At 66.3% G+C, this 12,472-nt stretch carries 12 protein-coding genes; 3 read left to right on the forward strand and 9 right to left on the reverse strand.

Annotated elements, in window-relative coordinates; genetic code table 11:
- Positions 1-18: 18 nt before the first annotated feature.
- From AC1AYP_RS04515 to glyA, 3 genes are all read right to left on the reverse strand, one after another.
- On the reverse strand, positions 19-588 hold the full coding sequence (locus tag AC1AYP_RS04515; RefSeq protein ID WP_476532876.1) for a phosphoribosylglycinamide synthetase: 570 nt from the start codon (positions 586-588) through the stop codon (positions 19-21).
- Between the two features lie 44 nt (positions 589-632).
- On the reverse strand, positions 633-1,949 hold the full coding sequence (locus AC1AYP_RS04520) for a glutamate-5-semialdehyde dehydrogenase (protein ID WP_476546889.1): 1,317 nt from the start codon (positions 1,947-1,949) through the stop codon (positions 633-635).
- Between the two features lie 85 nt (positions 1,950-2,034).
- The gene (gene glyA / locus AC1AYP_RS04525; protein ID WP_476546891.1) at positions 2,035-3,342 is read right to left on the reverse strand and encodes a serine hydroxymethyltransferase; all 1,308 of its coding nucleotides are present in this window, start codon (positions 3,340-3,342) and stop codon (positions 2,035-2,037) included.
- Between the two features lie 314 nt (positions 3,343-3,656).
- Here glyA and thrC point away from each other — a divergent pair, with 314 nt between their 5' ends.
- The gene (gene thrC, locus AC1AYP_RS04530) at positions 3,657-5,147 is read left to right on the forward strand and encodes a threonine synthase (protein WP_476546893.1); all 1,491 of its coding nucleotides are present in this window, start codon (positions 3,657-3,659) and stop codon (positions 5,145-5,147) included.
- A gap of 60 nt (positions 5,148-5,207) precedes the next feature.
- Here thrC and AC1AYP_RS04535 read toward each other — a convergent pair whose 3' ends face one another.
- Together AC1AYP_RS04535 and AC1AYP_RS04540 are read right to left on the reverse strand one after the other, a co-directional pair.
- On the reverse strand, positions 5,208-6,350 hold the full coding sequence (locus AC1AYP_RS04535) for a DUF1648 domain-containing protein (RefSeq protein WP_476546895.1): 1,143 nt from the start codon (positions 6,348-6,350) through the stop codon (positions 5,208-5,210).
- Positions 6,351-6,370: 20 nt separating this feature from the next.
- Positions 6,371-6,754: a GntR family transcriptional regulator gene (locus AC1AYP_RS04540; protein ID WP_034526328.1), complete on the reverse strand. Its 384-nt coding sequence runs from the start codon at positions 6,752-6,754 to the stop codon at positions 6,371-6,373.
- 190 nt (positions 6,755-6,944) lie between these two features.
- Between AC1AYP_RS04540 and AC1AYP_RS04545 the strand changes: the two genes are divergently transcribed.
- On the forward strand, positions 6,945-8,753 hold the full coding sequence (locus AC1AYP_RS04545) for an ATP-binding protein (RefSeq protein WP_476546897.1): 1,809 nt from the start codon (positions 6,945-6,947) through the stop codon (positions 8,751-8,753).
- 27 nt (positions 8,754-8,780) lie between these two features.
- Here the strand turns inward: AC1AYP_RS04545 and AC1AYP_RS04550 are convergent, their stop codons facing one another.
- From AC1AYP_RS04550 to AC1AYP_RS04565, 4 genes are all read right to left on the reverse strand, one after another.
- On the reverse strand, positions 8,781-9,437 hold the full coding sequence (locus tag AC1AYP_RS04550; RefSeq protein ID WP_476546898.1) for an ABC-2 transporter permease: 657 nt from the start codon (positions 9,435-9,437) through the stop codon (positions 8,781-8,783).
- Positions 9,438-9,541: 104 nt separating this feature from the next.
- Positions 9,542-10,324, reverse strand: coding sequence for an ABC-2 transporter permease (locus AC1AYP_RS04555; protein ID WP_476546900.1), 783 nt, complete (start codon positions 10,322-10,324; stop codon positions 9,542-9,544).
- Complete coding sequence (locus AC1AYP_RS04560; RefSeq protein WP_476546901.1) at positions 10,321-11,235, reverse strand: ABC transporter ATP-binding protein; 915 nt, start codon at positions 11,233-11,235, stop codon at positions 10,321-10,323. Before AC1AYP_RS04560 ends, AC1AYP_RS04555 begins: the two co-directional genes overlap by 4 nt.
- Positions 11,232-11,630, reverse strand: coding sequence for a GntR family transcriptional regulator (locus tag AC1AYP_RS04565; protein ID WP_476546903.1), 399 nt, complete (start codon positions 11,628-11,630; stop codon positions 11,232-11,234). Before AC1AYP_RS04565 ends, AC1AYP_RS04560 begins: the two co-directional genes overlap by 4 nt.
- 215 nt (positions 11,631-11,845) lie before the next feature.
- Here AC1AYP_RS04565 and AC1AYP_RS04570 point away from each other — a divergent pair, with 215 nt between their 5' ends.
- Positions 11,846-12,469, forward strand: a complete 624-nt coding sequence (locus AC1AYP_RS04570; protein ID WP_084686035.1) for a GNAT family N-acetyltransferase — start codon at positions 11,846-11,848, stop codon at positions 12,467-12,469.
- Positions 12,470-12,472 lie beyond the last annotated feature (3 nt).

Here is a 12,472-nt window from a genome sequence, read left to right on the forward strand (position 1 = left end):
CATCGATGCCGGCCGTGTTCACGCGCGTCCCTCCGCCTTGCGTTCGGCCGCCTCCTCGCGCAGTTCGACGTGCTCGGCCTGCTCGGTCTCCTGTTCGATCTCCATGGCGGTGGGGCTGCCGTCCTTTGGGTCGATCTTGCCCATGTCCTCGTCCCATTCGTCCTGCACGACACGGCGGATCTCCGCGAACGTGGGCAGCGGGAAGTCGGGCTGGTAGAGGCGGCGCACCTCGGCGACGCGTTCGGTCACGCGGATGAGCGTGTCGGTCATGCCGTCCACGTCGCCTTCGCGTTCGAGCGTGGAGAAACGCGCGATGTAGCTTTCCATGAGGGTCATGTGCTCGCGCACCGCGTGCAGCTGCGCGTCGTCCAGGTCCGCCACGTCCGGCGCGTGCTCGTCGGGCCAGCCGATGAGCACGGCGTCCGCGTATTCGAGCGAGGCGCGCTGGGATGCGGAGGCGATGCCGTCCTCGATCTGCACGAGGAACACGTAGCGCACGATGCTCAGGCGTTCCGCGGCGATCTTGAGCCCGCAGCGCGGGTCGTCCAGGTCGAGGTCGTCGCGCAGTTCGGTGATCGGCACGCTCATGCCGTCGTTCACGATCTTCTCGTCGGTCGTCTCGTTCATGTCGCTCATGCGCGCACCTGCCCCCTGCCGTATCCGATCCATTTCGTGGTGGTCATCTCCCTCAGGCCCATCGGCCCGCGCGCGTGCATCTTCTGCGTGGAGATGCCGAGTTCGGCGCCGAAGCCGAACACGCCGCCGTCGGTGAACCGCGTGGACGCGTTGACCATGACGACGGCCGAGTCGATGCGCGCGGTGAACTCCTCGACGGCCGTGTAATCCTCGGCGACGATCGCCTCGGTGTGGCCGGTGGAGTGCGCGTTGATGTGGTCGATGGCCTCGTCGAGCGAATCGACGACCTTGACGCCCATTTCGAGCGCGAGGTATTCGGTGTCCCAGTCCTCGGCGGTCGCGTGCGTGAGCAGTCCGTCCGCCGCGGCCTGGGGCGCGGCGGCGTCGATGATCGCGTAGGCGCGTTCGTCCGCGTGGAGCGTCACGCCCGCGTCGAGCAGCGCGGCGGCGGCCACGGGAAGGAACGTCGCGGCGACGCGCTCGTGCACGAGCAGCTTCTCGGCGGCGTTGCACACGCCGACGCGCTGCGTCTTCGCGTTGATGATGATGGGGATGGCCTTGGCCGGGTCGCCGGAGGCGTCCATGTAGATGTGCACGTTGCCGGCGCCCGTCTCGATGACCGGCACCTTCGAGTTCTCGACGACGGCGCGGATGAGGCCCTTGCCTCCGCGCGGCACGAGCAGGTCGATGTGGCCGCGCGCCTCCATCATCGCGGTCGCGCCGTCGCGTCCGAAATCGTCGACAGTGGCGACGAGCGACGGGTCGAAGCCTTCCGCGCGCAGCGCGTCGCCGATCACGGCGAGCGTGGCGGCGTTCGTGCGTTCGGCCGCGTGACCGCCTCGCAGGATCGCCGCGTTGCCGGATTTGAGGCACAGGGACGCGACGTCGACGGTGACGTTCGGACGCGCCTCGTAGATCATGCCGATGACGCCGATCGGCACGCGCGTCTGGGTCAGGCGCATGCCGTTGGGCAGATTGTAGCCGCGCACGATCTCGCCGACCGGATCGGGCAGGGAGGCGACGTGGCGCACGCCGTCGGCGGCGGCCTTGACACGCGGGGCGTCGAAGAGCAGGCGGTCGAGCTTGCCGGCGTCCATGCCGGCCTCGCGCGACACGTCCATGTCGGCGGCGTTGGCCGTCTCGATCTCGCCGGCGCGGGCGTCGAGCGCGTCGGCGATGGCGTGCAGCAGACGGTTCTTGGCGTCCGTGTCCGCGCGCGCGAGCGCCCGCTGCGCGCGTGCGGCGGCGTCGGCGCGGGCGCACACGGCATCGAAGACGGCTCCCGCGACCGCGGTTTCCTCGTTGTTCGTCATAACCACCCACCTTACCGCAACACGTGCGCAAAGTCCGGAATACGAAAAGGCTCCCCCGCCGGGCGAGGGAGCCGATATGGACCGATCAGTGAATCTGGTCGAGGTCCGGGTAGAGCGGGAAGTCCTCGACGAGCTTGTCGACGCGGGCCTTGAGGGCTTCGACGTCGGCGGACGGGCCGGCGGCGAGCGCGGTGCCGATGATGTCGGCGACCTCCTCGTACTCCTTCGGTCCGAAGCCGCGGGTGGCGAGCGCGGAGGCGCCGATGCGAAGGCCGGAGGCAACGGAGGCGGGACGCGGGTCGAACGGCACGGTGTTGCGGTTGATGGTGATGCCGCACTGGGCGAGCAGGTCCTCGCCCTGCTTGCCGTCCATTTCGCTGTTGCGCAGGTCGACCATCACGAGGTGCACGTCGGTGCCGCCGGTGAGGACGCTGATGCCGTTGGCCTTGACGTCGTCGGCGAGGAGGCGCTCGGCGATGATCTTCGCGCCTTCGAGCGTGCGCTCCATGCGGTTCCTGAACTCCGGGGTGCCGGCGACCTTGAAGCTGACGGCCTTGCCGGCGACCACGTGCATGAGCGGGCCGCCCTGCTGGCCGGGGAACACGGAGGAGTTGAGCTTCTTGGCGTACTCCTGCTTGGCGAGGATGAAGCCGGATCGCGGGCCGCCGAGGGTCTTGTGGGCGGTGGAGGAGACGACGTCCGCGTACGGGACGGGGCTCGGGTGCAGGCCGGCGGCGACGAGGCCGGCGAAGTGGGCCATGTCGACCCAGAACTTGGCGCCGACCTCGTCGGCGATCTCCTTGATGGCCTTGAAGTCCTCGATGCGCGGGTAGGCGGACCAGCCGCCGATGATCATGGCAGGATGGGTCTCGAGGGCGCGCTGGCGGATGATCTCCGGGTCGATGCGGAAGGTCTCCGGGTTCACGCCGTAGGCTTCGGCATGGTAGAACTTGCCGGAGAAGTTGATCTTCATGCCGTGGGTGAGGTGGCCGCCGTGGTCGAGGGCGAGGCCGAGCACGGTGTCGCCGGGCTTGACGAGCGCCTGGTAGACGGCGGCGTTGGCCTGGGCGCCGGAGTGGGGCTGGACGTTCACGTATTCGGCGCCGAACAGCTTCTTGGCGCGCTCGCGGGCGATGGTCTCGATCTGGTCGACGAACTCGCAGCCGCCGTAGTAGCGGCGTCCCGGGTAGCCTTCGGCGTACTTGTTGGTGAGCACGGAGCCCTGGCACTGCAGCACGGCGCGCGGCACGAAGTTCTCGGAGGCGATCATCTCGAGGCCGCCCTGCTGGCGGCGGAGTTCGGAGTCAAGCAGCTCGGCGATCTCCGGATCGGCGGCGCTGATGGGCGCGTTGAATGCGTCGGTGGCCTTCTGTGCGAGGGGTGAAGCGGTCATGTGTGCTCCTTAAACGGTGTGGGTAACGACTGGTTTGCCGTTCGGGCGACGAGTGTACGGTCCGTTTGTGGCGAACCTGTTTCCGCCGTATGACGAATCTCACACCGTGGAACGCCGCCCTGCGACCCCCACCCCCGCCCGTCATGCCCATGGTGCGGCAAACCCCTCATGGTGCGGTCGCCCGAAACGGCGTGATTCCGCCGTTGTGTGGATTATGTGTGACCGCACCATGGGAGATTCGCCGCACCATGGGAGGGTCGCCGGTAGACTTGTGGATGGTTTATTGTCCCCGTTTCGCGTATGAAGGATCCGCCGTGGCCACCACATTCCATTCCACCCGTTCCACCACCGATTCGCTGACCGCCAAGCAGGCGATCCGCAAGGGCATCGCCGACGACGGCGGCCTGTTCGTCTCCGACCAGCTGGGTTCCGTGAAGGTCGAGATCGGCGATCTGGCCGGCAAGTCCTATCAGGAGATCGCGCGCCGCGTGCTGGGCGCGCTGCTGCCCGATTTCACGGCCGAGGAGCTGGGCGCGTGCATCGACGCCGCCTACGGCGACCAGTGGTCGGACGACCGCATCACGCCGTTGAAGCCGCTCGGCGACGACTTCATCCTCGAACTGTTCAACGGACCGACCTCCGCGTTCAAGGACGTGGCCCTGCAGATCCTGCCCCGCTTCATGGCGCGCACCACGCCGGCCAGCGGCGACGCGGACGAGAGGATCATGATCCTCACCGCCACCTCCGGCGACACGGGCAAGGCGGCGCTGGCCGGCTTCGCCGACGCCCCGGGCACCGCGATCACCGTCTTCTACCCGGAAGGCAAGGTGAGCCAGGTGCAGGAGCTGCAGATGACCACGCAGACCGGCTCGAACGTGAACGTGGCCGCCGTGGAGGGCAACTTCGACGACGCGCAGTCCGCGGTCAAGCGCATCTTCGGCGACAAGGAGCTCGCCGCGAGGCTCGCCGGCGACTCGCACGTGGTGCTCTCCTCCGCGAACTCGATCAACGTGGGCCGTCTCGTGCCGCAGGTCGTCTACTACTTCTCCGCGTACGCGCAGCTGCTCGAGCAGCAGGTCATCAACGTGGGCGACGAGGTGGAGTTCGTCGTGCCGACCGGCAACTTCGGCGACATACTCGCCGGCTACTACGCGAAGCTGCTCGGCCTGCCCGTCAAGCATCTCGTGGTCGCCTCCGACAAGAACAACGTGCTGTTCGACTTCCTCACGACCGGCACGTACAACCGCCAGCGCCCGTTCTTCCAGACGATCAGCCCGTCGATGGACATCCTCATCTCCTCGAACCTGGAGCGCATGCTCTACTACCTGTCCGACGGCGACACGCGCCTCATTGCCATGCTGATGAACGACCTCAAGAACTGGGGCACGTACGAGATCCCGGAGCCGCTGCTCGCCAAGATCCGCCAGCTGTTCGGCTGCGGCTGGGCGGACGAGGACCAGGTGCGCGAGATGATCGCCGACTGCTGGGAGAAGAACCGCTACGTCATCGACCCGCACACCGCGTGCGCGTACTTCGTCGCGCAGCAGATGCCGCGCGATCCGCTGACCCCGCGTGTGATCCTCGCGACCGCGAGCCCGTACAAGTTCCCGCGCGTCGTGAACGAGTCCCTCGGTTTCGACGCGACCGGCACCGATTTCGAGTGCATGGACGTGCTCGCGCATGAGACCGGCACGACCGCCCCGGCCGCGCTGCGAGGCCTTGAGACCGCCGACGTCCGCTTCGACACGGTCGTCCCGATCGACGGCATGGAGGCCTTCGTCGAACAGGCCGCCAAGGCGCTGTAGTCGAGCCTTCATATCCTCGAAACCCCCTCGGTCGCCTTCCACGCGACCGAGGGGGTTTCTTTACAGCAGGGAGAACGCGACCGGCGCGCCGGCGAGGACGGCGAGCAGCGCGACGATCGCCGCCCACGCTCCCGGACGCGCGAAGTTGCAGGTCCAGCCGATGCCGAAGCGTTTCGGCACGATCACGGCCGGATCGTCGCGGTTCCAGTAGATCACGCCGCCGATCCAGTATCGGTCGTCATCGCGGGGCATCGTCCCGCCGCCATCGCCGTCCCCGGCCGCATCACCGTCGTCCTCATCGAACACGCGCGCGCCGTTCTGTCCGTACCGCACGCCCATGCCGATGGCGCCGACGACCGCGACCACGGCGACGAGCGCCAGCAGCACGCCGACCGTTCCCGCGCCGACCACTCCGATGAGCGAGAGCTGGAAGCCAAGTCCCATCGCCGCGGCGACGAGCAGGCCGACGACGACCAGATACACGCTCCACGCCCGCGCGTACACACCGTAGGCATAGGCGCTGGATGCGGGCCGTTCCGGGTCCACCGGCCGCCGGGAACGCAACAGCACCGCATGGCAGACGACCATCACCGTGACCATGACCAATTGCACAAGCACCGGATACCAGATCACGGCCGGCGACTTCACCGCCCATGAATCCACATGTCCGGCGAGATCCATGTGCATGGGCACGCAATCAGGCATGCGGTCGTAGCCGAGCACACCGACGAGGGTCGTGACGGCGAGCGCCACGGCCTGCAACGACTCCCAGCCGAATCCGAGCGGTTCGGGCGCGGCGGTTTCGGCGACGGCGGCGGCACGCAGGTCGCCGTCCGCCACCCATCCGCGTTCCCGTTTGACCGTCATGACCTTGCGGCGGCACGCCTGCTGCGCGACGACGGCGAGGACGGCGACGAGTACGGTCGCCATGCCGGCGGCCCACAATGCACCGGTCGCGCCGGCGAGAAGCCAGGCCGCAAACGAACAGACGACGCATGCCGCGTCGGCCCCGACGACGGCCCGCAGGTATCCGGTTTTCAGCGTGCGGATGCGCGGGTCGCGGTGCGCGACGGGAGGCACGGTCACGCCGAAGACCTCACGCCGATCGGTCAGCCACGGCGTGAGCGCCATGGGGACGGCGACGAGCGATGGGAGGAAGAGGACCGTCAGCAGCAGGGCGACGGTCGCGATGGTCGCGTTCATGGTGATTCTCCTTCATCCCGTCATTCGCCGTATATGCGGGCGAGTTGCGTGCGTACGAGGTCGAGGAACGCCGCGGCGTCTCCCCCGCCCGCCTTGTGTTCGAGTATGAGCCGGTGGAGTTCGCCTTCGATGCGCGCGTCGCCGGGCGCGTCCGCGGCTCCGGCGCCTCGTTCGGCGACGACGGCGCCGGAGCCGCGTCGCATCGTGATGTAGCCGTCGTCGCGCAGGAGCGCGTACGCCTTGTTGACCGTGTGCAGGTTGACGCCGAGGTCGACGGCGAGCGCGCGCACGGACGGCAGACGGTCGCCGGGCGCGAGTTCGTCGTTCGCGATGCCGGCGATGACGCCGCGTCGCAGCTGTTCGTAGATCGGCACGTCGCTGCGGGCGTCGATGTCGATGATCATCGACGGGTCCCTTTCTTTCAAATCGTTCTATCTGTTCCATATCAACTATAACACTTGCGGCGATTGTGGCGCTGCGTGAATGAAATGTGGCAAAACGGCGGCCGACAGCGCCACCTGCGACACGGACATAACAAACATAGCAATCTTACTGCTACGATGGTTGTTATGTAGGAACGGCGAAGGAGTCATCATGTGGTCGGAGGAAGAGATTGACGCGCTGCTCGAACCGCTGCGTCATGCCGACAGCGACAATCAGAGCGTTGAGGTCAAGGAGGCCGTCGGAGGATTGCCGACTTCGTTGCCCGAAACCGTCTCGGCGTTCTCCAATGGAAACGGCGGCACCATCGTCCTCGGCGTTTCCGAACGCCATGGGTTCTCTCCCATCGATGGATTCGACGCCAAATCGATCGCGGACGCGATGGCGCAGATATGCCGGGAGAAGCTGATGCCACCGGTCCGCCCGGTCATCGAAATCGCGGAGTACCACGGCTCACAGGTGGTCATCTCAGTCATCGACGAGACCGACCCGCTGGACAAGCCTTGCTATGTGCGCAACAGGGGCCGCTACAGCGGCTCGTTCATCCGCGTGTGGGATGGCGACAGGAAGCTCAGTCAGTATGAGATCGACCGTCTGCTGGAGAACCGCGCACAGCCCACATACGACAGGGAAATCGTCGGCGAGGCGACGGTCGACGATCTGGATCCGAATACGGTTCAAGGCATCCTGCACCTATGCCGAAGACAGCGGCCGCGCATCTTCGGAACGATTTCGGACGATGACGCCCTGCATATGCTGGGAGTCACGGGAACCGACGCCGACGGCGGCACCCACCCCACGCTCGCGGGGCTGCTCGTAGCCGGAAACTACCCGCAGCAGTTCCTCCCGCGACTGAACATCACGTTCACCCGGTATCAGGGGTACAGCAAGGTGTTCGCCGGCGGGGTGAAGTACATCGACAACCGGACCTTCGACGGCCCGATTCCCGAAATCCTCGAGGAGACGCTGCTCGCGACCCGCAGGAACATGCGCATCGGCGGCGTACTGGATGGCCCCCTGCGCAAGGACACCTTCGAGTATCCCGAAGAGGCCATACGCGAGGCGGTGGTCAACGCCGTCATGCACCGCGATTATTCGCCGATGGCCCGTGGCGGCCAGATCCAGGTCAACATGTACGCGGATCGGCTGGAGATACTCAGCCCCGGCGGATTGTACGGCGCCGTGACCACGGACACCATCGGCATGCCCGGCGCCACGTCCACCAGAAACCAGACGTTGGCCAAGCTGTTGGAGCTCACACCGTTCCGCGGCGGGACCGTCGCGGAGAACCGGGGCACGGGATTCGAACTCATCACGGCCACCCTCAACGAGAACGGCAACGGCGCACCCGAAATCGCCGACACCTTGACGGCGTTTCGCATGACCTTCCGGTCGGCCGACACCGCCCAGCTGCCGGACAGCCGCAGGGATCCACGCTACGCCGCACGCGGCGGACAGGCCGGCATCGACTACAGCGCCTCCATGGGATTGGACCATGGCAAGGTGCCCGGACCCGCGCGCCCGAAGATCGTGCCGTTCCCCCACGGCGGCATCGACGTGCAGGACATCACCGACCGGGAGCTGTACGACCAGACCATCAAGGGCTCGCCGTGGCTGGAGGAACCATACGCCCGCTACATGGGCATCGAACGGAAACCCATGGACGGCGATGAAGCCATGCCGGCGACATCTCCCGCCATCGGAGCCGATGCACCCGACGGCGGCACCGGCTCCGGCACGATGCCGCCCCATGCGGATGCCGGGTACTCGCCGTTGGAGGAGGCGCTGCTGACGCTCATCGGCGAACACGGCACCATGGCGACACCGCAACTGGTGGAGGCGACCGGCGCCCCGCGTTCGACCGTCACCTACCAACTGCGCAAACTGCTGCGCTCGGGGGCCATCGAACGCACCCAACCGGCCCGCAGCCCCAAACAGGAGTACCGTCTCAAAGCCGCCTAAGTGATGGCTCCTAAGCCGTCCGTCCCCTCACAGCTCCCGCGCGGACCACAACCGTACGGACAGGTGATGGGACACGGCGAGCGCGACCACGGCGACCAGCCAAAGAAGCACCCACCCGGGAATCGGCATCCCGGGATGCATGCCGATCACACGCATCCGCAGCCCGTCCGGAATCAGGTGCAGCACGATGATCGCCGCGAAGAACAGCACCATACCGCCATTGACCATTCGATAGTATGCGGTCAGCCAGTTGTCGCTCGCATAGAACACGGGAAGCTGGATTGCCGTCAGCAGCGGGAACAGCACCGCCGCATACGGCACGACCCACAGCCCTTCCACGTCAAGACCGAACGAGGTCACGGCGATGGCCGCCTCGATGCCGATCTGCACGAGGCAGATGACGAACAGCATCATCGCCGACAGGTAGCGCGCATCGACCTGTACGCGGCGGGAAACCGGCATGACACCGATCATCCGGCTTTCGAGCGCGCCGCCGTTCCACCGGAAGAACATCCCCACCAGCATGCCGCAGTACAGCATGGTCAGGAAGGCCATCATCGCGACCGCCACGGCGGACAGGGCGGGCGATTCGAGGTTCTGCCCGAACAGGCACAACGGCAGCGGCAACAGGAACATGACGGCGGCCGCCACCGCGGAGTTGCCGCAGATCGCCGCGAAGTCCATGCGCAACGCCGTCATCATGGCGCGACGCCGGGCGGCACGGCGCAAGCCCGTCGGAGCTCCCGCGGGCTTCACAGGCGTCGCATGACGCATCACAGCCGACGTCATCACAACTCCCTTCCTTCGTAGATGCGCACCGACAGGCGGTACGAGACGGCGAGCGCAATCAGGGAGAACAGGACGAACGCGGCCGCCGACGCCCCCGGATGGCCCGCCAGCATGGCGACGGCGTCGTTGAAGGCGCCGACGAACCCGCCGAGCGCATCGGACGGCGTCGTGCGCATGGCGGCGGTGAACGACCCCATGCTTACGATGAAGCCGATCAGCGCGGACGCAGCGAACCAGAGGAGCGCCTTCCGCGTCGAGAACCGGTACAGCAGCGGGCAAAGCAGGGCCTGTGTGACAAGGTACTGGCCGGCCGTCACCGCCACGGACGAGAGGATCGACGTGACGTCGGCCATGCCGAACGTGACCTGCACGGCGGCGGCCAGCAGCCAGGAGACGGTCACGAGCGCAGTGCAGGTGAGCACAAGCAGATACCGCCCCGCGACCTGCCTGCGCCGGGTCACGGGCATCAGCCCGCTGAGCCGTGCGGCGCCGTTCTGCTGCTCGTACATGAAGGCGTACATCGGAACGATCATGTACATCCACACGGACGCGCCGGATACGGCGGCATAGGCGGCCCCGCCCCCGTCGGTGCGGATATCGCCGCCAGTCACCGCGATAAGGAGGACGAGTCCGGGCAGGAGCACCACGATGAAGGGAATGAACAGCTTTCCCGGCGACGAGATCCTGCACCAGTCCATGCGGTAGGCGCGGAGGATGGATCTCCACGCCGCCTGCGACCGTGCGGCCACGGCCGGTCCGCGCACGAGGGCCCCGCTCATCATGCACCCCTTTCGTCGTCCGCGGCGGCGACCGCACCGGGCACGTTGGTCAGCCGGATGATGTCGTCGATGGTCGCGGGTTCGACGTCGAGGCCGGAAACGCGCGCCGCATCCCCGACACGCACGAGCGCGTCGAAACCGGTGGCGTAGCGGTGCAACCCCACTGCCACGGACGCGATGGCTGTCAAATCGTCCGGGCCGCCTTTGACGATACGGAACGATTCGGTGAATTCGTCCTTCGGACCGGTGTAGTGAAGCCGCCCGCCGGTGATGTAGGTGATGAGGTCGGCGGCGCGTTCCAGGTCGGAGGTGATGTGCGTGGAGAACAGCACGCTGCGCGTCCCGTCCGCGATGTAGTCCTGCAGGAGGTCCATGAGGTCGTCGCGGGCGAGTACGTCGAGGCCGCTGGTGGGCTCGTCGAGGATGAGCAGTTTCGCGTCGTGGCTGAGCGCGACGGCGAGCATGAGTTTCATCTGCATGCCGCGCGACAGCTCCTTGACCAGCCGTTTGCGCGCAAGACCGAAACGTCTCAGATACGCATCGAACGCAATATGGTCCCACGTGGGGTACATGGGTGCCATGGCATTCTCCACCGTGTCCACCATCCAGGTCTCAATGAAGTAGCTGGAATCGAAGACCACGCCGATGCTCTCCTTGACGGCCTCCTCATCAATGAGGTTATCGAGACCGTACACGTGGATTGAACCGGCGTCGCGGCGGATCATGTTGAGGATGAGCTTGATGAGCGTGGATTTGCCGGCGCCGTTCGGGCCGATGAGGCCCATGATGTATCCGGCCGGCAGGTCGAAGGTCACGTCGTCGAGCGTGAAGCCGGACCCGTAGTGTTTGGTCACGCCGGTGACGGACAGCGCCGGCGGCACGGCGGCGTTCGTCGTGGATGATGCGATAATCATGATGATGCCCCCTTTCGGGACTGTTGCCTGCGGTATTCCTCCGCGAGCATCCTCCCCAGCTCTTTCTCTGAGAGGCCGGCGGCCCCGGCGGCGGAAACCGCCTCGGCGAGCGCGCCACGGACCCGGGACTCCAACTGACGCCTCATCAGTTCGTTGCCCTTGTCCATGACGAACGTGCCCTTGCCCTGGATGTTCTGCACCATGCCCTCGTCGGCCAGTTCGCTGTATGCCCTGATGACGGTGAGGACGGAGATGCGCAGCTCCCTGGCGAGTTTGCGCAGCGAGGGCAGCGCCTCGCCGGCCTTGAGATCGCCGTCGAGCACGGCGGAACGAATCTGGGTCTTGATCTGCTCGTAGATGGGTTCGCCGGACACGGATGAGATGATCAGCTTCACCTATGCCCCTTTCCCGTGGTCGATGCCTTTTTTTCATTTCAGCTGTTCAACTGTTATACACAACAGTATAACTGTTATCGCCAACTGTCAATGTCGTGAACATAACAGTCGAAGGATCCGACCGCGGGAGAGACGGCCCCCATGTGAATAGCCGGTTAACACCGTCGCGCCGCCGCACGCATCATGCCTACAATGGCGAGACGAAGGGAGCAATCATGCCTGACAACAACGCTGTTACGCTGCGCAAGACCGAACCGTCCGATTATCCGCTGTTCGCACGGTGGTGGAACAACCCGTCCGTCGCCGACGGCTGCCGGAAGACCCTGGACGAGACAACCGACGACGAGGCGGAACGCCTGTTTCACGAATGGAGCGACGTCGATGACGACACCCGTTTCGGGCGGACGGTGCTCGACCCGTTCGGCAACCCCATCGGATTCGTCTCCGCCTGGGACGGCGGGGAACCGGACCGTGATCCCACGATGTCGGTGCTCATCGGCCCGTACTATCAGGATCGCGGCTTCGGCAACCAGGCCATGAAGCTCGGCATCACGCTGGCCGCCGAACAGCTCAAGGCGAAGAAGATCACCGTCAAGGTGTGGTCGTTCAACCTGCGCGCCCGCCACATGGTCGAATCCCTCGGGTTCGTCGAGGTCGACCGTCACGAAGGCGTCGTGGAGCGCGGCGGGCGCACGTTCGGCGAAGTGGTCTACCAGGCGCCGATCGCGCGCCTCACCGGCCGCATCACCGCCGAGGCCGCCGAGCGTGAGGAGGGCGAGAAGCTCGAGGCGCAGCGTTTCGCCGCCGAACGCCCCTCCGACCTCATGCCGGTGCGCTGAAGC

Source organism: Bifidobacterium sp. LH_424 (genome assembly GCF_056356895.1).